The organism is Mycolicibacterium fallax, from assembly GCF_010726955.1.
GTDB lineage: Bacteria > Actinomycetota > Actinomycetes > Mycobacteriales > Mycobacteriaceae > Mycobacterium > Mycobacterium fallax.
Genome location: NZ_AP022603.1, coordinates 3,412,244 through 3,434,905 on the forward strand (window position 1 = coordinate 3,412,244; position 22,662 = coordinate 3,434,905).

At 72.0% G+C, this 22,662-nt stretch carries 21 protein-coding genes; 12 read left to right on the plus strand and 9 right to left on the minus strand.

Annotation, left to right across the window (positions count from 1 at the left end):
- The first annotated feature begins 2 nt into the window (after positions 1 to 2).
- Genes G6N10_RS16305 through G6N10_RS16335 form a run of 7 tightly spaced genes read left to right on the plus strand, consistent with a single transcriptional unit; the run spans position 3 to position 9,042 of the window.
- Positions 3 to 2,024: a SaeA-related protein gene (locus G6N10_RS16305; RefSeq protein ID WP_085096643.1), complete on the plus strand. Its 2,022-nt coding sequence runs from the start codon at positions 3 to 5 to the stop codon at positions 2,022 to 2,024.
- Positions 2,021 to 4,444, plus strand: a complete 2,424-nt coding sequence (locus G6N10_RS16310; protein WP_085096640.1) for a GAP1-N2 domain-containing protein — start codon at positions 2,021 to 2,023, stop codon at positions 4,442 to 4,444. The genes G6N10_RS16305 and G6N10_RS16310 overlap by 4 nt, the downstream gene beginning before the upstream one ends.
- Positions 4,444 to 5,355 carry a hypothetical protein gene (locus G6N10_RS16315; protein ID WP_133055146.1) on the plus strand — a complete coding sequence of 304 codons (912 nt, stop codon included), beginning with the start codon at positions 4,444 to 4,446 and terminating at the stop codon, positions 5,353 to 5,355. The genes G6N10_RS16310 and G6N10_RS16315 overlap by 1 nt, the downstream gene beginning before the upstream one ends.
- Before the next feature lie 11 nt (positions 5,356 to 5,366).
- The gene (locus tag G6N10_RS16320; protein WP_085096796.1) at positions 5,367 to 6,527 is read left to right on the plus strand and encodes a hypothetical protein; all 1,161 of its coding nucleotides are present in this window, start codon (positions 5,367 to 5,369) and stop codon (positions 6,525 to 6,527) included.
- Between the two features lie 52 nt (positions 6,528 to 6,579).
- Positions 6,580 to 7,179: a TetR family transcriptional regulator KstR2 gene (gene kstR2, locus G6N10_RS16325; protein ID WP_085096634.1), complete on the plus strand. Its 600-nt coding sequence runs from the start codon at positions 6,580 to 6,582 to the stop codon at positions 7,177 to 7,179.
- An 11-nt stretch (positions 7,180 to 7,190) separates the two neighbouring features.
- Complete coding sequence (fadA6, locus tag G6N10_RS16330) at positions 7,191 to 8,354, plus strand: steroid 3-ketoacyl-CoA thiolase FadA6 (RefSeq protein ID WP_085096631.1); 1,164 nt, start codon at positions 7,191 to 7,193, stop codon at positions 8,352 to 8,354.
- A gap of 4 nt (positions 8,355 to 8,358) precedes the next feature.
- Entirely contained in the window at positions 8,359 to 9,042 is a 684-nt protein-coding gene (locus G6N10_RS16335; protein ID WP_234810574.1) for a M15 family metallopeptidase, read from the plus strand.
- Here the strand turns inward: G6N10_RS16335 and G6N10_RS16340 are convergent.
- On the minus strand, positions 8,963 to 9,628 hold the full coding sequence (locus G6N10_RS16340) for a TetR/AcrR family transcriptional regulator (protein ID WP_085096628.1): 666 nt from the start codon (positions 9,626 to 9,628) through the stop codon (positions 8,963 to 8,965). The two genes, G6N10_RS16335 and G6N10_RS16340, sit on opposite strands and share 80 nt — an antisense overlap.
- A 34-nt stretch (positions 9,629 to 9,662) precedes the next feature.
- On the opposite strand from G6N10_RS16340, the gene G6N10_RS16345 reads away from it, so the two are divergent.
- Complete coding sequence (locus tag G6N10_RS16345; RefSeq protein WP_085096625.1) at positions 9,663 to 10,346, plus strand: DUF899 family protein; 684 nt, start codon at positions 9,663 to 9,665, stop codon at positions 10,344 to 10,346.
- Between the two features lies 1 nt (position 10,347).
- Here G6N10_RS16345 and ipdC read toward each other — a convergent pair whose 3' ends face one another.
- From ipdC to echA20, 4 genes are read right to left on the minus strand one after another with little or no spacing between them, the layout of a single operon-like run.
- Positions 10,348 to 11,424 carry a (3aS,4S,5R,7aS)-5-hydroxy-7a-methyl-1-oxo-octahydro-1H-indene-4-carboxyl-CoA dehydrogenase gene (ipdC, locus tag G6N10_RS16350; protein WP_085096622.1) on the minus strand — a complete coding sequence of 359 codons (1,077 nt, stop codon included), beginning with the start codon at positions 11,422 to 11,424 and terminating at the stop codon, positions 10,348 to 10,350.
- Positions 11,421 to 12,167 carry a cholesterol ring-cleaving hydrolase subunit IpdB gene (gene ipdB / locus G6N10_RS16355; RefSeq protein ID WP_085096619.1) on the minus strand — a complete coding sequence of 249 codons (747 nt, stop codon included), beginning with the start codon at positions 12,165 to 12,167 and terminating at the stop codon, positions 11,421 to 11,423. Before ipdB ends, ipdC begins: the two co-directional genes overlap by 4 nt.
- Positions 12,164 to 13,051 carry a cholesterol ring-cleaving hydrolase subunit IpdA gene (gene ipdA / locus G6N10_RS16360; RefSeq protein ID WP_085096616.1) on the minus strand — a complete coding sequence of 296 codons (888 nt, stop codon included), beginning with the start codon at positions 13,049 to 13,051 and terminating at the stop codon, positions 12,164 to 12,166. Before ipdA ends, ipdB begins: the two co-directional genes overlap by 4 nt.
- On the minus strand, positions 13,048 to 13,803 hold the full coding sequence (gene echA20, locus G6N10_RS16365; protein WP_085096613.1) for a (7aS)-7a-methyl-1,5-dioxo-2,3,5,6,7,7a-hexahydro-1H-indene-carboxyl-CoA hydrolase: 756 nt from the start codon (positions 13,801 to 13,803) through the stop codon (positions 13,048 to 13,050). The genes ipdA and echA20 overlap by 4 nt, the downstream gene beginning before the upstream one ends.
- A gap of 54 nt (positions 13,804 to 13,857) precedes the next feature.
- Between echA20 and G6N10_RS16370 the strand changes: the two genes are divergently transcribed.
- Complete coding sequence (locus tag G6N10_RS16370; RefSeq protein ID WP_109750531.1) at positions 13,858 to 14,634, plus strand: SDR family oxidoreductase; 777 nt, start codon at positions 13,858 to 13,860, stop codon at positions 14,632 to 14,634.
- Positions 14,635 to 14,662: 28 nt separating this feature from the next.
- Complete coding sequence (locus G6N10_RS16375) at positions 14,663 to 15,568, plus strand: SDR family oxidoreductase (protein ID WP_085096610.1); 906 nt, start codon at positions 14,663 to 14,665, stop codon at positions 15,566 to 15,568.
- Between the two features lie 92 nt (positions 15,569 to 15,660).
- Here G6N10_RS16375 and G6N10_RS16380 read toward each other — a convergent pair whose 3' ends face one another.
- Positions 15,661 to 16,941: a histidine phosphatase family protein gene (locus tag G6N10_RS16380; protein WP_163742539.1), complete on the minus strand. Its 1,281-nt coding sequence runs from the start codon at positions 16,939 to 16,941 to the stop codon at positions 15,661 to 15,663.
- A gap of 231 nt (positions 16,942 to 17,172) precedes the next feature.
- Here G6N10_RS16380 and G6N10_RS16385 point away from each other — a divergent pair, with 231 nt between their 5' ends.
- Positions 17,173 to 19,224: an HNH endonuclease signature motif containing protein gene (locus G6N10_RS16385; protein WP_163742543.1), complete on the plus strand. Its 2,052-nt coding sequence runs from the start codon at positions 17,173 to 17,175 to the stop codon at positions 19,222 to 19,224.
- 6 nt (positions 19,225 to 19,230) lie between these two features.
- Here G6N10_RS16385 and G6N10_RS16390 read toward each other — a convergent pair whose 3' ends face one another.
- Genes G6N10_RS16390 through G6N10_RS16400 form a run of 3 tightly spaced genes read right to left on the minus strand, consistent with a single transcriptional unit; the run spans position 19,231 to position 21,251 of the window.
- The gene (locus G6N10_RS16390; protein WP_085094147.1) at positions 19,231 to 19,710 is read right to left on the minus strand and encodes a nitroreductase family deazaflavin-dependent oxidoreductase; all 480 of its coding nucleotides are present in this window, start codon (positions 19,708 to 19,710) and stop codon (positions 19,231 to 19,233) included.
- Between the two features lie 9 nt (positions 19,711 to 19,719).
- Entirely contained in the window at positions 19,720 to 20,100 is a 381-nt protein-coding gene (locus G6N10_RS16395) for a DUF8021 domain-containing protein (protein ID WP_085094145.1), read from the minus strand.
- Positions 20,100 to 21,251 (minus strand): steroid 3-ketoacyl-CoA thiolase, encoded by a 1,152-nt coding sequence (locus tag G6N10_RS16400; RefSeq protein ID WP_085094143.1) that lies wholly within the window; start codon positions 21,249 to 21,251, stop codon positions 20,100 to 20,102. The genes G6N10_RS16395 and G6N10_RS16400 overlap by 1 nt, the downstream gene beginning before the upstream one ends.
- A 144-nt stretch (positions 21,252 to 21,395) precedes the next feature.
- On the opposite strand from G6N10_RS16400, the gene G6N10_RS16405 reads away from it, so the two are divergent.
- Positions 21,396 to 22,640, plus strand: coding sequence for a cytochrome P450 (locus G6N10_RS16405; RefSeq protein ID WP_085094141.1), 1,245 nt, complete (start codon positions 21,396 to 21,398; stop codon positions 22,638 to 22,640).
- Positions 22,641 to 22,662: the final 22 nt, after the last annotated feature.

The following is a 22,662-nucleotide window of genomic DNA, read 5'->3' on the forward strand; positions in this document are numbered from 1 at the left end:
CGATGACCGAACCCAATCAGTCCGACGCCGACCCGAGGCTGGCGGCCCTGCTGCGCTGGCGCGACGGGCTGATCGCGGCGGGCACGGTGACCGCGGCGTCGTTCAAGGAGGCGCACATCCGGCTGGTGCTGCGCTCCGGGCGCACCGCCGCCGAGCAGCTCCGGGCGATGCTGCCCGGCCCGGTAGCCGAGCACGCCGAGGAAATGGCCCGGGTGCTGCGGGAGGCCGACGGCCCGTCGGCCGCGCCGCCGGCCGGCCCGGGCCCGGACGCCACCCAGGTGGTCCGCACCCTGGCCCCGACCGGCGGCGCGACCGGCGGGGCGCACGCCGTCCCGCAGTCCGGGTTCGCGCCGTTCCAGTTCGTCCGCACCGACCACGAGGTGGCGCCGGTGTCGCTGCGCCGGGCCCGGGAGGGCGCCGGGGTGGAGCTGTCCTGGCCGCCGTTCGCGGCGGCGCCGGGCGGCTACGTCGTCTACCGGGTGATCAGCAGCGACGAGGGCCGCGGCTACTCCCCGGACCACGGCCACCAGATCACCGCCACCGCCGCGACCAGCGTGCGCGATCCCCGGCCGGTGACCGGGGCGCTGCGGCACCTGCAGGTATGGGTCAACGCCGGCCGGGACCGGGACGCCGCGCTGGCCGCCCAGCCGGTGCTGCACGCCGCGGGCGTGCTGGTCGGCACCCTGTCGGACTTCGAGATCCGGGAGGACTCCGGCCGGGTCATCGGCAAATGGCAGGTGCCGCCCGGGGTGGCCGCGGTGCACATCTACCGGGTGCCGGTCGAGCTCGCCGCCCGGTCCGGCCCGGCGTTCCGGATCCTGGCCGACGGCCCGAACCTCACCGGCTTCGTCGACGACGACGCCGAACGCGGCCGCCGCTACGTCTACCAACTGCGCTGCGAGGTCGACGTCGACGGCGTGGTCCGGCTGTCGGACTACGTGCAGGCCGAGGTCCGGGTCTCCGCGGTGCTGCTGCCGGTCGAGGACCTGGCGCTGACCACGCACGCCGAGCGCGCCGGCGGGGTGGCCTTCGACCTGTCCTGGACCGCGCCCGCGTTCGGCGAGGTGCGGGTGTACCGGACCGCCGAGCCGCCGAACGCCGACGCGGCCCGCAACGAGCTCGACGAGGGCGCCCTGGAGCACGTCGGGCTGACCCACGCCGCGCAGCTCAGCCATCCGATCACCGAAACCGTCGACCCGGCGGGGGTGCGGCACGCCCGGATGTCCGGGGTGCCGTGGCCGGCGGACTGGCACCGCGCCTACTTCACCCCGGTCACCGTGCTGGACGGCCGGGCCCGGCTCGGCCGGCCGGAATCCTCGGTGCGCACCGGGCTGATCAGCGACGTGTCGCTGGTGGAGTACTGCAACAAGCAGGTGCTGACCTTCGACTGGCCGCAGGGCGCGGCCTCGGTGCGGATCTTCATCGCGCCGCGCGGCCACGACCCGCGCCAGGGCCTGAACGGCCGCAGCTACGAGATCTCGCTGGCCGACTACGAGAAGGAGGGCGGCAAGCACTTCGTCAACGAGCTGCCGCACCGCGGCTGCTCGCTGCACCTGGTGCCGGTCGCCTACACCGGCGGGCGGCCGGTGCTCGGCGCGCCCGCGTCGGTGGACTACGGCGGCCTGCTGCGGCTGTGGTACGACGTGCGGGTGCTCGCCGGGCCGGACGGCATGCCGATGACCGCGGCGGTGCGGATCCGCGCCGAGAACGACGCGGCCGGCTCGCCACCGTTCGTGCTGGTGCACAACCCGGACCGAATCCCGTTGGCCGCCAACGACGGAACCGCCATCGACATGTGCCAGCTGGACGCCGCCGGGCGGCCCACCTCGGGCCGGGTCAAGGCCTTCCAGTGGTCGTCGTTGAGCGCCGCGGGCAGCACCGAGACCTGGGGCGGCGACGTGTCCGGGCGGCTGGGCTGGATCCGGCTGTTCGCCGACCTCAGCCCGGACCGGCTGCGCCGGCTGGCGCTGCTGGATCCGCACGTCGACGCGCTGCGGCTGCGCCCCGGACCGGTACCGCAGTGACGGCGCCGGAGCGCTTCGCCCAGCTGACCTACACCTCCTTCGACGCCCCCGGCACCGCCGGCGGCTGGCAGGTCAAGCAGGTGCTCGGCCGGATCACCGAGCCGGAGCAGCGGCTGCTGGTCGCCAACGTGCACACCACCTTGAACCCGGTGGGCGGTGTGCCGACCTACCCGTCGCCCGAGCAGATCGCCGAGCTGCCGCGGCGGCTGTGCTACCGCCCGGTCGAGTCGGGTGCCGGCTACTGGCACACCGTGGCCGCCGGCACCGACAGCACCGGCCGGCCCGGCAACGTGTTCGCGCACGTGCTGCTGGACCGCACCCCCGCCCCGACCGCGATCCGGCCGATCGAGCGCTGGCGCTCGGCGGACTGGCTGACCCCCTACGGCCCGGCCGCCGTCGGCGCCGCCGTGCTGCCGGCCCGGGAACCCGGGGTGGGCACCGCAATCACCGCGCAGACCGTGCTGGACTTCGCCTGCGCCACCGACGTGTGGCGGCTGGGCACGCTGTGCGTGCTGCTCGACGCGGTGCTCGCGGCGATGCGGACCAACTCCACCGTGGTGCTGGGCGCCGCGTCGCCGGACACCGCCGCGCGGTGGATCGGGCTGGTCAGCTACCTGATGTCGGCCGGCACCGCCGCCCGGTTCGGGTTCAGCACCTTCGACCGGGCCACCGAGCTGTCCCAGCGCGCCGAGCATCTGATCGCGGTGCCGGAGTCCGACCTGGACGCCATCACCGAGCGTGACCTGGTGCTGATCGGGGAGTCCGAGCCGGTGTCGCTCGGCGAACTCGGCGGCCAGCCGCACCGCACCGCCCGCGGCCGGGAGGTGCCGGTCACCGAATGGTCGGTGATGGCGCAGGTCGCGCTGATCGATCCGGTGGAGGCGGCGGTGCTGCTCGACGCGATCGACGACGTGGCCTCCCGGGTCGACGACGACGGCCTGCACCCGGCGCTGCCGATGGCGATGGCGGTGCTGGCCCGCGAGGAGTTCGCCGACGCCGCCGCCGAGGCCCGCGCGGTGATCGCCGAGTGGTCCCCGCCGCAGCTGGCCGCCAGTCCGGAGGTCGGCCGGCTGGTCGCCGACGAGGTCAGCCGCCGCGCCGGGGTCAGCACCGAGGACGCCGCGCGGGCGGCCTGCGCGGCCACCGGCGGCCTGGCCCAGGCCCTGACCGCGGTGTACCTGACCCGGGCCTGCGCGGACACCGACTGGCTGGATCGGCCGGCCGCGCTGCCGGTGCCGGCCTGCCGACTGGAGGCGGCCACCCTGGACCCGGCGGTGCGCACCGAGCTGTCGGCCCGGCTGGCGGCGCTGCGCGCGGCGGGCCCGGCCCGGCTGCTGCGCGCGGTCGACCTGCTGGGCTCGGTCGGGCTGGGCGCGCTGACCGGACCGGTGCTCGACGCCGACCTGGCCGGTCTGCTTGCCGACCCCGAGCGCGGCCCCGAGCTGATCGCCCGGTTGCCCGGCCCGGTCGGTTCGGGGGTGCGACGGGCGCTGGCGCAGCGGCTGTTCGGCAAGTCCGACGGCGGGGTGCCGCGGCTGCACCCGCGGGTGCTGGACTGGCTGGCCGAGGCCTGCGAGCGGCCCACCGTGGTCGCCGCGGCGGCCGCCGATCCGGGCCACCCGGTGTGGATCGCCGCCGTCGTGCACGCGCTGCGGGCGCTGGGCACCGGATCGGACGCGCTCGGTGACCGGCAGTTGGCCTACTGGTGGCTGGCCCGCCGCGGCGCCGGCGCCGACCGGCTGGAGCCGATCGCCGGGACCGAGCCGTGGGAACCGGCGGCGCTGCTGGCCGCGGTCGGCCCGCGCGGACCGTTCCCCGGGGCGGTCACCGCGGCGACGCTGCTGACGGCCACGGCCGGACCCGACACGGTGGAACTGGCCGGCCGGGTGATCGGCGCCGGTGCCGACGACCGGGCGGTGGCCTGCGCGGCGGTGTGGGGCCTGAGCCCGGCCGAGTGGATCGGCAACGGCTACCTGGGCAGCCACTTCGCCGCCTACACCCCGTTCTGGGACACCGAGGCCGCCGCCCTCGGGCCGGCGCTCGGCCGCGACTTCGTCGCCCGGCTGCTGCTGATCGCGGTGCTCGCCGCGACCGCCGGGGCTCGGCCGCCCGCGCTGCTGGCGAGCGCGCAGATCGACCCGATGCTGACCGCCGAGACCGCCTACCAGGTGGAGCAGCTGGTCGCATCGGGGACCATCGAGGCCGACGGTGTGCTGGCCGCGGTGCTGCTGTCGGCCGAGAACGGGCATTCCGAACCCGGCGTCGGCCCGGTGCTGGGCGCACTCGGGCCGCGGCTGTCCGACCGTGCCGATCCGGAGGCCGTCGCCGCCGCGGTGGCCCGGATCACCGGCGACAACGACCTGCGCCGGTGCCGACGGCTGGTCAGCAAGAACCTGTCCGGGACGAATGGGAGCAGATGATGCCGATTTACCTGCTGGGGGCCCGCACCGCTCGGGTTGAGATTCCCAATCAGCCGCTGGCGGTGTCGATCAGCGGCTCGGTCAGCGGCGCCGCGCTGTACGTCGAGCCGTCGGCCAATGTGGTCCGGGTCAACGCGCACCTGGCGGTGCTGCCGGCGATGTCCGGCCCGGTCACCATCGGGGTGGAGCCGGTCGGTGCGCCGACCTTCGGGCACGGCACCGTGGTGCACCTGAGCATCGGCCCGGACAACCAGTCCGACCTCGACCCGGTCCAGATCGGTTTCGACCCGGTCGATGTGTCCGGCGCCGGAGCGATGGAGCTGGCCGCGCTGACACCGGCCGGCCCGCGCGTCGAGGTGGCGGTGCGGGCGGTCGCCGACAGTCCGCTGGGGCCGTTGGCCGCGATGGCCCGGACCGCCGCGCGCCGGGCCGGTGGCGCCCGGCAGCGGCCGCGCTCGGGGTCGCTGACCATCGCGGTGGACACCTCGGCCTCGATGCTGCCCGCCTTCACCGACGGCAGCGTGGCCGCCGCCGTCGACGTCATCGTCGGGGTGGCCGACGTGGCCGGCATCGGCGACGTCGACGTGCTGCTGGTGGGCTCGCGGACCGCCGCGGTGCGGGCGCCGGCCGCCGAGCTGGCCGCCGCGGTGGCCGGCACCCAGGTGCGCTGGTCGGCCGGCGCGCGCTGGTCGGCGCTGCCTTCGGGGGTGCGCACCATCGCCGTCACCGACGCCCGGGACGTGCCGGTGGGCCGGCTGCCGGTGCTGCGGATCACCGGTGACCCGCGCTGCGCGCAGCTCGGACCGGTGCTGGTCCCGCCGCCGTCGGGCGGTGCCGCGGACCGGGCGCTGGCCGAGGACCCGGCCACGCTGGACCGGTTGGCGGCCGGGCTGCTGGCGGTGCTGACATGATCCCGGGTCCGGTGACCAAGTGCCCGCGGTGCTTCTCCATCATCGACGACAACGCCTACGCCTGGACGGTGCCGGACAATGTGCCCGGGCAGCGCTACCGGGACCCGGTGGGCTCGGCCTATCACGGCGCCGACGTCGACTGCGGGCCGATTCACGTGGTGAACCGGCCGCCCGGCTACGCCGGTCCGCTGCCGGCCAGCGCGGAGGAGGCCAGCCGCGCGCTGAACGCCCCGGTGGTGGAGATCTGCCCGGTCTGCCGGTTCACCTTGCCGATCGGCTGGCGCGGCGGCCAGGCGATCTGCATCGCGATGGCCGGGGCGCGCGCCACCGGCAAGAGCCTGTACGTGGCGGTGCTGATCAAGCAGCTGGAACTGCTGTGCGAGCGGCTCGGGGTGTCGATGGAGCCGGCCACCCAGGCCACCGCCAGCGCCTACGCCAGCATCTATGAGCGTCCGCTGTTCGAGCAGCGCGGCCTGATCCCGCCGACCCCGGCCGCGCACACTCAGGCCTCCGGCCAGCGTGAGCCGCTGGTCTACAGCATCGGGTCCTGGCACGGGCTGCGCCGGTTCGTGGTGCTGCGCGACGTGGCCGGGGAGGACCTGGAGGCCGGCAACCTGTCCGCCCCGCACTTCCGGTTCTTCACCAACGCCGACGCGGTGTTCTTCATGTTCGACCCGCTGCGGGTGCAGGTGATCCGCGACCAGCTGCACGATCTGCTGCCCGCGCAGTCCTTCAGCGGCGGCGACCCCCGCTCGGTGCTGTCGAATCTGCTGCTCGCGGTGGGCGACGGCCGGCCCCGGCTGGCGGTGATCCTGTCGAAATTCGATGCGCTGCGGGTGCTTTCGGAGGTGGAGGGTTCGGCCTGGAGTCAGGTGATGTCGAATCCGGGCGCGGCGTTCATGCGGGACAGTTCCTCCAGCCGCAGCTACGACGAGGCCGACGGGCAGTTGCTGCACGAGGAGGTGCGCAGCCTGCTGCAGCGGCTGCACGGCGGGTCGATCATGACCGCGGTGGAGAACCCGGCCAGCGGGGCGCAGCTGCCGGTCCGCTACTTCGTGGTCTCGGCGCTGGGCCAGCCGCCGGTCGGCAACCGGCTCAACCCGAAGGGCATCGCGCCGTTCCGCTGCGCCGACCCGCTGCGCTGGGTGACCTCCGGGTTCGGGGTGCTGTAGCGCGGCCTCACCGCAATGGACCTAGCAAGCGCTTGGTTGCTATCCTGGCCGGGTGGAGAAGGAGCCGACCCGGCGCGAGGAGCTGCTCGAGCTCGCCGCGGCCATGTTCGCCGAGCGGGGGCTCAAGGCCACCACGGTGCGCGACATCGCCGACGCCGCGGGCATCCTCTCCGGCAGCCTGTATCACCACTTCTCCTCCAAGGAACAGATGGTCGAGGAGGTGCTCGGCACCTTCCTGAACTGGCTGTTCACCCGCTACCGGGAGATCCTGGCCACCGAGACCAACCCGCTGGCCCGGCTGCGCGGACTGTTCCTGGCGTCCTTCGAGGCCATCGAGCACCACCACGCCGAGGTGGTCATCTACCAGGACGAGGCCAAGCGGCTGTCCGGCCAACCGCGGTTCGCCTTCGTCGACGAGCGCAACCGGGAGCAGCGCGAGATGTGGGTCGGGCTGCTGCGCGAGGGCATCGCGGCGGGCGAGTTCCGCGCCGACATCGACGTCGACCTGGTCTACCGCTTCATTCGTGACACCACCTGGGTGTCGGTGCGCTGGTACCGGCCCGGGGGCCCGCTGACCGCCGAACAGGTCGGCCGTCAGTATCTCGACATCGTGCTCGGTGGCATCACCGACGCGGATTCGGCACACCGGTAAGGAGTTCGGATATGACTGCACAGGCCTATGTCGTTGACGCGGTGCGCACCGCGGTTGGAAAGCGCGGCGGCGCGCTCTCGGGGGTGCACCCGGTCGACCTCGGCGCGCTGGCCTGGCAGGGCCTGCTGGGCCGCGTCGACGTCGACCCCGCGGCCGTCGACGACGTCATCGCCGGCTGCGTGGACGCGCTCGGCGGGCAGGCCGGCAACATCGCCCGGCTGTCCTGGCTGGCCGCCGGATTCCCCGAGGAGGTCCCCGGGGTCACCGTGGACCGCCAGTGCGGATCCAGCCAGCAGGCGATTTCCTTTGGCGCCCAGGCGATCATGTCGGGCACCGCGGACCTGATCGTGGCCGGCGGCATGCAGAACATGAGCCAGATCCCGATCTCCTCGGCGATGATCGTCGGCGAGCAGTTCGGCTTCACCTCCCCGACGAACGAATCCAAGCTGTGGCTGCAGCGCTACGGCGACCAGGAGATCTCGCAGTTCCGCGGCTCGGAGATGATCGCGCAGGAGTGGGAGCTGTCCCGCGAGGACATGGAGCGCTTCGCCCTGGAGAGCCACAACCGGGCCTTCGCCGCCATCAAGGCCGGCAACTTCGAGGCCGAGATCCTGCCGGTGGAGACCGACGGCGGGACCTTCCGGGTCGATGAGGGGCCGCGGGAATCCAGCCTGGAGAAGCTGGCCGGGCTCAAGACCCTGGTCGACGGCGGCCGGCTGACCGCCGCGATGGCCAGCCAGATCTCCGACGGGTCGGCCGCGGTGCTGCTGGCCTCCGAGCGGGCGGTGCGCGAGCACGGGCTGACCCCGCGGGCCCGGATCCATCACATCAGCACCCGCGGCGCCGACCCGGTGCGGATGCTGACCGGCCCGATCCCGGCCACCCGGTACGCGCTGGAGAAGACCGGCCTGTCGATCGAGGACATCGACACCGTCGAGATCAACGAGGCGTTCGCGCCGGTGGTGATGGCCTGGCTCAAGGACACCGGCGCCGACCCGGCCCGGGTCAACCCCAACGGCGGCGCGATCGCGCTGGGCCACCCGCTCGGCGCCACCGGCGCCAAGCTGTTCACCACCATGCTCAACACCCTGGAGCGCACCGGTGGCCGCTACGGTCTGCAGACCATGTGCGAGGGCGGCGGCACCGCCAACGTCACCATCATCGAACGGCTCTAGGCCGATCACCCGGGCACGCACCGGCGCCGCCGTGCTGGCGGCGGCGGTGCTGCTCGCGGGCTGCGGCTCCGGCCCGGCCCCGGCGCCCCCGGCGCCCACCCCGGCCCCGCCGCCGGCGGCCACCCCGGCGCCCGACGGGACCCCGGTCAGTGCCGCGGAGCTGGGACCGAGCTGGCACGCCGGCTGCCCGGTCGGTCCCGGCGAGCTGCGCCGGGTCGAGGTCGAGCACCTCGGCTACGACGGCAAGATCCACCGCGGCGCGCTGATCGTGCACCGGTCGCTGGTGCCGCAGGTCCGGCAGATCTTCGCCGAGCTGCTCGCGGTGAAATACCCGATCGAGCGGATCCGCACCGTCGAGCGGTACCCGAACGCCGAGGACGAACTGTCCATGCGGGACAACAACACCTCGGCGTTCAACTGCCGCGGCATCCCGGGCTCGGACAGCTGGTCGCTGCACGCCTATGGCCGGGCCATCGACCTCAATCCGCTGGTGAATCCGTACATTTCGAAGTCCGGCCGGCTGGAACCGGCCACCGCCGCGGAGTATGTGGACCGCAACCGGCGCCACCCCGGCACGCTGATCGGCGGCGACGACGCGGTCCGGGCGTTCACCGACCGGGGCTGGAGCTGGGGCGGGGACTGGACGGATCCGAAGGACTACCAGCACTTCGAGTCGCCCCGGCGATGATGTCGTCGACGGCGCGCTCGGCGAGCCGTTCCAGGGTGGCCGGGTCGGCGCCGCGCAGCGGTCCCTGCAGTGCCAGCCCGGCGAAGCCGTGCACCGCCGACCAGCACGGCCATTCCGCATCGGTGCGGCGGTCTCGGCTGAGCTCGCCGCCGGTGACCATCGCGTCCAGTGCCTGCTGCAGCGCCAGAAACGGTGCGGCCCGGGCGGTTTCGCTGGGCGCGGCGAAGAACGCCACGGTGAACCAGCCGGGTTCGGCCAGCGCGAACCGGATGTAGCCCAGCCCGACCGCGCGCAGCAGTTCCCGGCCGGTGGGCGCCGCGGCGGGCCGCGCCGACCCCATCTGTGCCACCATCCGGTCCTGGATGGCGAGCGACACCGCGGCCAGCAGGGCGTCGCGGTCGGCGAAGTGCCGGTAGGCGGCGTTGGGCGACACCCCGGCCAGTCGGGTCGCGGCGCGGATGGTCAGCGCGTCGGGCCCGCCGGCCCGGGTGAGTTCCAGTCCGGCCTCGATGAGTGCGGCGGCCAGGCTGCCGTGGTGATATCCCGTCTTGACTCCCTCGCCGAATGAAGTGTACGTTGTGAACATTAGCATGTGGACACCGTGAACATTGGAGGACGTCATGCCCGCGAATGCGCTACCGCCGATCGTCGACCGGCGGACCTGGGACGAGGAGATTGCCCGGCTGCGGGTCCGGGAGAAGGCCGCCACCCGGGAGCTCGACGACATCGCCGCGGCGCGCCGCCGGCTGCCGATGCTGGAACTGCCCAACTACCTGCTGGATTCCGCGGACGGGCCGGTGCGCCTGGTCGATGTCTTCGACGGCCGGTCGCAGTTGATCGTCTACAGCCACATGTGGAGTCCGGGCGCGCAGTGGCAGTGCTCGGGCTGCACCGGTTACACCGCGCAGTTCCGCGAACCGCACTTCCTGGACAACTACGACGCGCGATTCGTCGTGGTCACCGCGGGCCCGATCGACGAGGCGCTGGCCTACCGCGCCGCCGTCGGCAACCTGCTGCCCTGGTACTCCACCGCCAACAGCGATTTCGGCGCCGACATCGGCGCGCCGCCCGGGGGCGGCTTCATGCTCAATGTCTTCCTGCGCGACGGGGATCGGGTGTTTCGCAGCTGGTACACCACCGGCCGCGGCATCGAGGCGCTCAGCCACACCTTCGCGCTGATCGACGCGCTGCCCTACGGCCGGCGCGAGGACTGGCAGGATTCGCCGACCGGCTGGCCGCAGGGCCCGGCCTACACCGGCTGGCAGAGCTCGCCGGAAATCGCCGGGCACTACGGCCCCGGTTGAGCTACTCCCGGATCAACCCGGTCGCGGCGTTGAGCTGCTCGATGGCCTCGGCGACGATCGCCGGGACCAGCTCCGCGCAGGACGGCAGGTCCTCCAGGATCCCGGCCACCTGACCGGAGGCCAGCACGCCGGCCTCGGTGTCGCCGTCGACCAGCCCGGCCTTGAGCAGCATCGGGGTGTTGGCCGCCATCACCACCTGCGACCAGGTCAGGTCCTTGCCCTTGCGCATGGTCAGGCCGTCGCTGACCATCGACCGCCAGGTCATCCCGGTCATCTTCTTGAACTTCTGCGCGTTGGCCACCGCGGCGGCCAATCCGCGTGCCGGCGAACCGCTTTCCAGCTTCTCCACCAGCCCGGTGCGCAGCACCCGGTGCGGCATGCCGTCGACCCGGGTGGACACCACGGTGCCGTCCAGGGCGGCGGCCAGGTAGCGCTGCTTGACGGCGTCGGGCACCGTCGAGTCCGAGGTCAGCAGGAACCGGGTGCCCATCGCCACCCCGGCCGCGCCGTAACTCAGCGCGGCGGCCAGCCCGCGGCCGTCGAAGAACCCGCCCGCGGCGACCACCGGCATCCCGGTGTCGGCGACGGCGTCGAGCACCGAGGGCAGCAGCAGCGTGGTGGCGACCGGGCCGGTGTGCCCACCGCCCTCGCCGCCCTGCACGATCACCGCGTCGGCGCCCCAGGCCGCCACCTTCTTGGCGTGCTTGGCCGCGCCGATCGACGGAATGACCACCACGCCGGCCTCTTTCAGCCGGGCGATCAGCTCGGGCTTGGGCGCCAGCGCGAACGACGCCACCCGCACGCCCTCGCGGATCAGCAGGTCGACCCGCTCGCCGGCATCGCCGGCGTCGGCCCGCATGTTGATCCCGAACGGCTTGTCGGTGGCGGCCTTGACCTTGCCGACCGCGACGGCCAGCTCGTCGAGGGTCATCGTCGCCGAGGCCAGGATGCCCAACCCGCCGGCATTGGCGGTGGCGGCGACCAATCGGGCGCCGGCCACCCAGCCCATCCCGGTCTGCACGACCGGGTGCTCGATACCGATCAGCTCGGTCAGCGGGGTGCTCAGCCGGGGGCTCACGCCCGGACTTCCTTGCTGCGCAGCGACTTCGGGTCCAGCGTCGCGATCAGGTCCAGCTCGGCGTAGCTGGGGGCGCGGGTGACGCCGGCCTGCTCCAGGCCGGCCACCTCGAAGGAGGTGTTCTCCACGACCTGCTCGGGCGTCACGCCCGGGTGCAGGCTGACCGCGCGCATGCTGTGGTCCGGGCCGGCGAAGTCGAACACCCCGAGGTTGGACACCACCTGGTGCACGTTGAGGAACCGGTAGGCCGGGTTGTCCGGATCGACCTTGTCCCAGCCGACGCCGGAGACGATGTCCACCGACTCGCAGAACACCCGCTTGGTGTGGTTGCCGACGAAGTAGCTGGTGATGTGGTTGATGGTGTTGCCGGGGGCGCCGCGGACACCGAACATCTGCCGGGTCGGCTGCTGCACCGGCCCGAACGCCGAGAGGTTCTGGTTGCCGAACCGGTCGATCTGGTTGGCGCCCATCACCACGTGGCGACGGCCCCAGGCCAGCGTCTCGAAGACCCGGCCGAACGGCATCCAGCCCTCGATCGCCGCGGGCGCGCCGATCGGCGGGGTGTCGGCGATCAGCCGGGCCTCACCGTCGCTCAGCACGATGTCGGGGGCGAAGCTCAGTCGGGCCAACCGGGCGCCGATCGACACCACGGTGGTCATCGGCGACACCATGATCTCCCCGGCGTCACGGAACAGTTCGGCGCAGGCGATCACGCAGATCTCGGCGGTGCTCACGTCGCTCATTTGTCGGTCTCCTTCGCGGCGGCGAACCGGCGGACCGCGGCCTGGTAGTCGTCCTCGCTGCCGGACAGGTACGTCTGGGTGAACTGCGCCCAGGTCTCCGGGTCGCCGGCGGCCTCGGCGTAGTGCCGCTGGAACTTCTCGTCGCGGCGGTAGTCGGGCTCGTTGGTGGTGAAGTGCGCGCCGCCGGGGGCCTCGACGACGGCGTCGACCATCATCCGGTTGATCAGCAGCTGCTGCGGCACAACCGAATCCACCAGCTCGGCGGTCGGGACGACCTTCTCCACCGACAGGAAGCGGCGGTCGGCGGCCATCAGGTACAGGTCGTCGAAGTACGGGTCGATGCCGGTGTAGGCGGCGTTGCCGCGGGCGTCGCCGAGGTTCAGGTGCACGAAGGCGGCGTCGAGGTTCAGCGCGGGCATCGCGATGAGTTCCTCGTGCTTGCCGTCGGTGGGGTACGGGCTGGTGACGGTCCGCAGCTCGTCGCCCCAGAACGCCCGCACGTCACTGCCGAGTCCGGCCCGGATCGGCAGGAACGGCAGCCGCTGGCCGGCCGCCTGCAGGCCGCAGCGCAGCATGCCCTCGTCCATCTCGCGGGCCTCGATCGCGCCGCTGGTGCGGGCCTTGGCGAACCACGGGTCGTAGAACGGCGGGGAGTCCAGCGAGACGAAGCCGTAGTAGGCCCGGCGGACCTTGCCGGCCGAGCACAGCAGGCCGAGATCCGGTCCGCCGTAGGTCACCACGGTCAGATCGGTGACGTCGGTGCGCAGCAGCGCGCGCACGAACGCCATCGGCTTGCGGCGCGAGCCCCAGCCGCCGAGGCCGATGGTCATGCCGCTTTCGATCTGCGCGACGGCGGCGTCCAGAGTCGTTGTCTTGTCGGTCATTTGTTTCCCTTTTCGGTGCCGGCGAAGGCGTCGCGGTGTTCGTCGGAGACGCCGGCGAGGTTGAGCTCGAAGGTGAAGCCCTGCTCCATCCGGTAGCTGGCGTTGACCCGCTGCACGTCGATGAGGTTCAGCGCCTCCTTGGCCGCCCGGATCACCCGGGTGTCCTTGGCGGCGATGTCGCGGGCCACCCGCAGCGCGGACTCGTCGAGCTCGGCGCGCGGCACCACCTCGTGCACCGAGCCGAACTGGGCCAGGGTGGCCGCGTCGACGGTGGCGGCGGTGAAGAACAGTCGCCGCATCATGTGCTGCGGGACCAGCCGGGACAGGTGGGTGGCCGCGCCGAGCGCGCCGCGCTCGACCTCGGGCAGCCCGAAGGTGGCATCGTCGGAGGCGACGATGACGTCGGCGTTGCCGATCAGGCCGATGCCGCCGCCGACGCAGAATCCGTTGACCGCGGCGATCACCGGCACCGCGCACTCGTAGACCGCGCGGAAGGCCTCGTAGCAGCCGCGGTTGGCGGCGATCAGCGCGTCAAAGCCCTCGGTGCGCTGCATCTCCTTGATGTCGACGCCGGCGTTGAAGCCGCGGCCCTCGGCCCGCAGGATCACCGCGTGGGTGCTGGGGTCGCGGCCGGCCGCGGTGATGGTGTCGGCCAGTTCGAACCAGCCCGCCGAGGGGATGGCGTTGACCGGTGGGTAGTCGACGGTGACCGAGACGATGCCCGGTTCGACGGTTTTGGATGTGATCGGCATGGCGTCTCCTGGGCCGGTAGGCAAAGCAAGCACTTGCTTGGTACGCTAACACACGTGACCGACCAGACTGATCCCGCGATCAACCTCGGCCTGCGCGACCGGGTGGTGTTGGTGACCGGCGGGGTGCGCGGCGTCGGCGCCGGCATCAGCGCGGTGTTCGCCGACCAGGGTGCGACGGTGCTGACCTGCGCGCGCCGCCCCGTCGAGGGCTCGCCGTATGAATTCCTGGCCTGCGACGTCCGCGACGACGACGCGGTCCGCGAGATGCTCGACGACGTGGTGGCCCGACACGGCCGGATCGACGTCGTGATCAACAATGCCGGCGGTTCCCCGTACGCGGCCGCCGCCGAGGCGTCGGCCAACTTCAGCCGCAAGATCATCGAGCTCAACCTGATCGGGCCGCTGCAGGTCGCCCAGCACGCCAACCGGCACATGCAGACCCAGTCGCGCGGCGGCTCGATCATCAACATCTGCAGCGTCAGCGGCCGGCGGCCCACCCCGGGCACCGCCGCCTACGGCGCGGCCAAGGCCGGCCTGGAGAATCTGACCTCGACGCTGGCGGTGGAATGGGCGCCGCGGGTGCGGGTCAACAACATCGTCGTCGGCATGGTGGAGACCGAACAGTCCGAACTGTTCTACGGCGACGCCGACTCGCTGGCCCAGGTGGCGGCCACGGTGCCGCTGGGCCGGTTGGCCCGGCCCGCCGACATCGGTTGGGCCGCCGCCTATCTGGCCTCGGACCTGGCCGGCTACGTCAGCGGCGCCAGCATCGAGGTGCACGGCGGCGGCGAGCCGCCGGCGTACCTGGACGCCTCCAGCGCGAATAAGTAAGTAACAGTGGATCAATCGAGGAGCAGCAATGGGATTGCTTGACGGCCGGGTTGTCATCGTCACCGGGGCAGGCGGCGGCATCGGCCGCGCCCACGCGCTGGCCTTTGCGGCCGAGGGCGCACGGGTCGTGGTCAACGACATCGGGGTGGGCCTGGACGGCTCGCCGGCCGGCGGCGGCAGCGCCGCCCAGACCGTGGTCGACGAGATCGTCGCGGCCGGGGGAGAGGCCGTCGCCAACGGCTCGAACGTCGCCGACTGGGAGCAGGCCGCCGCGCTGATCCAGACCGCGGTCGACACCTTCGGCGGGCTCGACGTGCTGGTCAACAACGCCGGCATCGTGCGCGACCGGATGTTCGCCAACACCAGCGAGGAAGAGTTCGACGCGGTGGTCGCGGTGCACCTCAAGGGGCACTTCGCCACCATGCGGCACGCCGCGGCGTACTGGCGGGCCAAGTCCAAGGCCGGCGAGACCGTCGACGCCCGGATCATCAACACCAGCTCCGGTGCCGGCCTGCAGGGCAGCATCGGGCAGGCCAACTACAGTGCCGCCAAGGCGGGTATCGCCGCGCTCACCCTGATCGGCGCCGCCGAGATGGGCCGCTACGGGGTGACCGTCAACGCGATCGCGCCGTCGGCGCGGACCCGGATGACCGAGACGGTGTTCGCCGACATGATGGCCACCCAGGGCCAGGCGTTCGACGCGATGGCGCCGGAGAACGTCTCCCCGCTCGTGGTGTGGCTGGGCAGCGCGGCATCCCGCGAGGTGACCGGGCAGGTCTTCGAGGTCGAGGGCGGCAAGATCCGGGTCGCCGAGGGCTGGGCGCACGGCCCGCAGATCGACAAGGGCGACCGCTGGGATCCGGCCGAGCTGGGGCCGGTGGTTGCCGACCTGCTGGCGCAGGCGCGTCCCGCGGTGCCGGTCTACGGCGCCTGATCCGACCTGACGATCATGGCCCCCTCGAAATTCGAGGGGGCCATGATCTTTTCGGTGTGGGCCTGGGTGGTGTGGGCCTAGGCGGCGTGGGCCTAGGCGGCGTCGGCCGCCTTGCGGACGGTGTCCCGCGCCTGCTTGACGACCTTCTTCACGTCGGCGGTTGCCTTGTCCACGGTCTGCTTGACCCGCTCGCCGGTCTGCTTGACCGCGTCCCGGACATCCGAGCGGGCGTTGTCGGCGACCACGCGCAGCCGCGGCCGCGGTGCGTCGGTGTCGTCGGCGCCGGCCGTCCGGGTGGTCAGCGTTGCGCCGAGGTCCGAGGCCGAGCTCTTCAGCTCGTCGACCAGACCCTTGGCGGTCCGGGTGGCGGCGGGGCGGTCCGCGGTGCTGTCGGCCAGGGCCGTGGACTGCCCGCCGGGCAGCAGGCCCCGCACCGCGTCGACGGTGTCGGTGACCGAATCCTTCACGAACTTGACCCCGGCCTCGCCGACGTCACGGACACCCTCGCCGGCGGTGCTGACGATCGCCCCGGCGTCCAGGGCCAGCACCGGCTGGCGCATGTTGTACAGCGCGGTCTGCGGCGCGACGGCCAGGTCACGGGTGTTGACGAACATCTTGGTCGGGTAGTTGGCCGGGCCGACCTCCTTATCGCCCCAGCGCTTGAGCTCCCACTCGCCGGCGGCGTCCTTCTCCACGACGACGACGTCGGTGTTGTCCAGCCGGTTGTTCAGCAGCAGCATCAGATCCGGGTTGTTGACGTTCATCAACGTCCACATCATGATCGTCGCGCCGTGCGAGAACACCACGGCGTTGTCGCTCTCCTCGTCGACCTGGTCAAGCGCGTTGGTCATCCGCTCGTTGAACTCGTTGCCGTTCTCGCCACCGGGGATGCGCAGGAACCGGGCGCCCAGGGTCCAGCCCAGCGGCACCGCGATGTAGCCGAGCCGACCGAGCCCGCTGTTCTCCGGGGCCCCCTCGAAGATGCCCGCGCCGATCTCCTGGACGCCGATCCGCTCCCCGGCGCGGCCCGGGTTGGTGTACTCCCCGCCCAGGATGGTGACGGGCCGGGGCGTCTCGTTATTTTCCTCGTACCACTTGGAGAGTGGCTTCGCGGTCTGCTGGGTCCGGATCATGGTGGAGGCGTAGATGCCGTCGTACTTGGTCAGGTCGTAGCCGTACCCCTGCAACTTCGCCGGCACACCGGCGGCCTGATCTTCGCCCAGCTCAGTCAGCTCCGGCCCCGGGATCGAGGTGTCGATGTGGTCGGCCGCGTTCGCCACCGATTCGCCGTGCCGAACGAACGTGACGGTCAGCGCCAGCGAAGGGATCGCGGTGATGACCAGCAGACAGAAGGCGGTCAGTGCCGTCGCCACGGCGATGAGTGGACGTCGTGAACGTCCGGCGAGGTGGTCCATGTTGGCTCCGTCGGGTAATGGATGGTGTCGGTCCACACATTCCCCCCGCACTGTGTGCGTGCTCACTGTACACACTTTGGGATCTGTTCACTAAGAATTTCTACGCCCGTTCCGAGGCATTTCTCAGGCGGATACACCGGCCCGGCAGCGCGGTGGCGGCTGTCGGTGGGTCGGCGTACTCTCGACAGTATGTTCGAAAGATTGGATCGCGAGGCGCTGACCAGTGCAGATGCCGCGGATCTGGTCGCCACGATCTCCGCCTCGGCGCTCGCCGATGCGGCCGCGGCGGCTGCCCGGTACGCCGCGATCGGCGAACTGCTGGCCCGCAATGAGGCCGAGGCCGACGCGCACGCCGCCTACGACGGCTGGACGGCGACCACCGCCGAGGTCGGCGCCGCGATGGGCATCAGCGCCCGCCGCGCCGGATCCCTGCTGCACGCCGCCAAGGCGCTGCGGACTCGGCTGCCCAAGATCGCCGCGCTGCTGGCGACCGGGGCGGTCTCCGAGCGGATCGTCGCGGTCGTCACCTGGCGCACCCGGCTGGTGATGGACCCGCAGGCCGCGGCCGAAATCGACACCGAGTTGGCCGCCGCGGTCGAGCAGGCCGCCCGCTACGGCGGGGTGGGCACGCTGTCCAACGACAGCCTGGACATGCTCGTCGACGCGGCGATCTGCAAGCACGATCCCGATGCGGTGCGCCGGATCCATCAGGCCGCCCGCGCCCGCGACATCTCCTTCGGCAAGCCCGACGACGAGACCGGGCTGCGCAGCGTGTACGGGGCGGTGCTGGCCACCGATGCCCCGATCATCGACGCGGTGCTGAGCTCGTTGGCCTCCTCGGTGTGCCCGGAGGATCCGCGCAGCATCGGGGAGCGGCGTTCGGATGCCTTCGCGCTGCTGCACACCGGCATCACCGCGCTGCCGTGTCGGTGCAATCGGCCCGAATGCCCGCAGAACACCACCGGGGCCACCGACGGCAACGGGGTGGTGGACCGGACCCGGGCGGGCTCGGTGGTCATCGAGGTGCTCGCCGATCAGGCCGCGATTGAGCAGGCCATCGCCGAGGCTGCCGGCAAACCGAGCATCGGCAGGCCGTGGCTGGAGTCCCGGAAGCGCACCGTCTGGGTTTACCCGCCCGGCACCGACTGGTCCGGCGGGATGACCCCGGAGGAGATCGCCGAGATCACCGACACCGCGCGACGCGACGCCGGGCCGGGCTGGCAGACCCGCCGGCCCGTCGACCCGGCCGGGCAGCTTGGCCTCTGGGAACACCGCCCGGTGAGCATGCCGGCCGCCCTGAGCGATTCGGCGATCGACGCCGAGCTGGCCGCGCTGCTGACCGCCGACGCCGCGGAGCCGCGGCCCTGCGCGCGTCATCGCGGGCTCCCGCCGGATCAGCCGCCGGATCAGCCCCCGCCGGGTCAGCCCCCGCCTCCGCCGCCGCGGAATCCGCCCCCACCCCCGCCACCCCCGCCACCGCCCCCGCCACCCCCGCCACCGCCCCCGCCGGTCGTGGTGCCGGAGTGCGATCGCGGCGTCGCGGTGCAGATCGGTGGTGGGATCGTGCCGATACCGCTGCTGGCCGAGCTGGTGCGCACCGGCGCGAAGATCCGCGCACTGCGGCGCCCGGACCGCACCCCGGAGAAGCACTACCGGCCGTCACGCCGGCTGGCGCTGTGGGATCAGGCCCGGGATCTGACCTGCCGGTTCCCCGGCTGCGGGAAGCCCGCCGACCGCTGCGACATCGACCATGTTCGCCCGTACCCGCGCGGCCCCACCCATCCGGGCAACAACGCCTGCTACTGCCGCACCCACCACCTGGGCAAGACCTTCGGTGGCTGGAGCTCGGAGCTGGCCGCCGATGGGACGCTGACCTGGACCAGCCCGCACGGGGCCGGCTACACCACCGTGCCGCTGTCGGCGCTGCTGTTTCCCGGCTGGAACACCGAAACGCCGCTGCCCCCGGCGAAGAAGGCCCCGGGCAAGAAGGACGGCGCCGCAGGCAAGGAGGACGGCGCGCCGCCGGAGCACCGGGGATTGGCGATGCCGAAACGGCCTCGTACCCGCGAGCAGGATCAGCTGCGCGGCATCGAGGCCGAACGCGCCGCCAACCACATCGAGAACGCCGCATACGACGCCGAGATGGCCAAGGTTCTGGGTCCGCTCACTCCGAAACCCCGGCCCGAGCCCGAGCCCGAACCTGAGCCCGACGACGACGACGGCGAGCCGCCGCCGTTCTGACCGGGGCTAGGCCGGATCGCAGATGACGATCGGGATCTTGCGATCGGTGTAGGAGCGGTAGTTCACGAAGTCCGGGTACATCGCGTCCAGCTTGGGCCAGTACTCGTCGCGCTCGGCGTCGGTGGCGTCGCGGGCCACCAGCGCCAGGGTCTGCGTCTTGGTCTGGAACGAGATGGCCGGGTCGGCCTTCAGGTTGAGGTACCACATCGGGTTCGTCGCCCGGCCGCCCTGCGAGGCGACCAGCACGATGCGCCCGCCCTCCTGCAGGTACAGCAGCGGGCTGTCCCGCGGCTCACCGGACTTGCGGCCGGTGGTGGTGAGAATCCCGACCGCCGCGCCGCGCAGGAACTTGTCGCCGAACCGGCCCCCGGACTTCTTGAACAGCCAGGTCTGGGCGCGCGACATCCATTTGATCGCGGTGCCGGTGGACGGCGCGTTGAGCCGCTGCACCTGCTTGGCGTTCAACGGGCGGGGGGTGTTGGCCATGGCGGCAACCTATCTCGTCAGCGTGGGCCGGATGTTGGCGCTGATGTGGTGGATCTGCGCGGTCGGGGCGTCGGCCGGGATCAGGAACGTCTCGTCGACCACCGCGCCCACCCGGCGGCCGAACAGCGCGGGCTTGGTGGACAGCTCGAACACCGCCCGGATGTGATCGCCGTCGACGCTGAACTCCGGGGTGCTGACCGCGCGGATCAGCTTGAACTGCGGACCGTTGTTCAGGCTGCGGCGCAGGTGATCCCCGGACCGCCCGGTCTTGATGCCCAGCTCGTAGCGCACGCAGTCCGGGGCGAACGGGACGTCGTCGCCCCGGTGGTCGGCCAGCGCGCTGATGTAGGCCTGCGCGGCGGCGATGCGGTCGGCGTCGGTCAGCGGCATCAGAGGCGCTCGATGATCGTTCCGGTGGACAGCGCCCCGCCGGCGCACATGGTGATCAGCGCGGTGGACTTGTCGGTGCGCTCCAGCTCGTGCAGCGCGGTGGTGATCAGCCGGGCACCGGTGGAACCGACCGGGTGCCCCAGCGCGATCGCGCCACCGTTGACGTTGACGCGGTCCATGTCGGCGCCGTGCACCTGCGCCCAGGACAGCACCACCGAGGCGAACGCCTCGTTGATCTCGACCAGGTCGATGTCGCTCATCGACATGCCGGCCTTCTCCAGCACCCGCGCGGTGGACTGCACCGGCCCGTCCAGGTGGTAGTAGGTCTCGGCGCCGACGTTGGCCTGGCTGACGATGCGGGCCCGCGGCTTGAGCCCCAGGGCCTTGGCCTTGTCCTCGTCCATCCACAGCACCGCGGCCGCGCCGTCGGAGATCTGCGAGGAGTTGCCGGCGGTGTGGATGCCGCCCTCGATGACGGGCTTGAGCGCGGCCAGCCCCTCGGCGGTGGTGTCCCGCAGGCCCTGGTCGCGGCCGACCATGGTCAGCTCGGCGGTGGGCTGCTTGTTCTCGTCGATCACCGGGGCCTGGATCGGGGAGATCTCCCGATCGAAGCGGCCCTCGGCCCAGGCCTGCTTGGCCCGCAGCTGGGAGGCCAGCCCGAGCGCGTCCACGTCGGCGCGGGTGATGCCGCGCCGGCGGGCGATCCGCTCGGCGGCCTCGAACTGGTTGGGCAGGTCGATGTCCCAGGACGCCGCCCGCGCGCCGCCGCCGTTGGCGCCCAGACCGACCCGGCTCATCGCCTCGATGCCGCAGGCGATGCCGATGTCGATGGCGCCGGTGGCGATCAGCCCGGCGATCAGGTGGTTGGCCTGCTGGGCGCTGCCGCACTGGCAGTCGATGCTGGTGGCGCCGACGTGCTCGGGCAGCCCGGCGACCAGCCAGGACTGCCGGGTGACGTTGTTCGCCTGTTCCCCGTACTGGGTGACGCAGCCGCCGATAACCTGTTCCACGTCGCCGGCGTCGATGCCGGCCTTCTCCACCACGGCCCGCTGGACGGCGCCGAGCAACTCGGTGGCATGCAGGCCGGACAGCCAGCCGTTCCGTTTTCCGATCGGACTGCGGGTGGCTTCGACGATGACAGGATTACTCATGTCCGCCAGGCTAGAACACGTTTCATTACTCTGACAAGCGACGATGTGTCGGTGCCTTTGATCTGCGGTCAGACCGTGTTTCAATGGTGGCAATTGGCACTAGACCGTGTTGTTTGCGGACCCGCTGGAGCAAGGAGAAGACCAATGGCGCACCTCAGTTTCCCCAACACCTTCGATCCGCTGGACGCCGACCTGAACCTGCAGGGGTTGCCGGTTGAGCAGCTCGCCGAGCTGCGCAGGTCCGAGCCTATCCACTGGGTCGACGTTCCGGAGGGAACCGGCGGGTTCGGTGACAAGGGCTACTGGCTGGTGACCCGGCACGCCGACGTCAAGGAGGTGTCGCGCCGCAGCGACGTGTTCTCCTCGGCGATGAACGGTGCCATCCCGGTCTGGCCGCAGACCATGACCCGCGAGGCCGTCGACGTGCAGCGCGCGGTGCTGCTCAACATGGACGCGCCGCACCACACCCGGCTGCGCAAGATCATCTCCCGCGGCTTCACCCCGCGCGCCGTCGGCCGGCTGCGCGAGGAGCTCAACGCCCGCGCCCAGCACATCGCCAAGACCGCGGCCGCGATGGAGGTCGGCGACTTCGTCGAGCAGGTCGCCTGTGAGCTGCCGCTGCAGGCCATCGCCGAGCTGATCGGCGTGCCCCAGGAGGACCGCGACAAGCTGTTCCGCTGGTCCAACGAGATGACCGCCGGCGAGGACCCCGAGTTCGCCGACATCGATCCGGCGATGTCCTCCTTCGAGGTGATCACCTACGCCATGAAGATGGCCGAGGAGCGTCGCAAGAACCCGACCGACGACATCGTCACCCAGCTGATCGAGGCCGACATCGACGGCGAGAGCCTGACCGACGACGAGTTCGGCTTCTTCGTCATCATGCTCGCGGTCGCCGGCAACGAGACCAGCCGCAACTCGACCACCCACGGCATGATCGCGTTCGCCCAGCACCCCGAGCAGTGGGAGCTCTACAAGCGCGAGCGCCCGGAGACCGCGGTCGACGAGATCGTCCGCTGGGCCACCCCGGTCTCGGCGTTCCAGCGCACCGCCAACTGCGACACCGAGCTGGCCGGCGTGCAGATCAAGGAGGGCCAGCGAGTGGTGATGTCCTACCGCTCGGCCAACTTCGACGAGACGGTCTTCGAGGACCCGCACACCTTCAACATCCTGCGCGACCCCAACCCGCACGTCGGGTTCGGCGGCACCGGTGCGCACTACTGCATCGGCGCCAACCTGGCCCGGATGACCATCAACCTGATCTTCGAGGCGATCGCCGACCACATGCCCGACATCACCCCGATCGGGGAGCCGGAGCGGCTGATGTCCGGCTGGCTCAACGGCATCAAGCACTGGCAGGTCGACTACACCGGTCAGGCCGGTAAGTAACCAACCCGCCGGAACGAGGAGC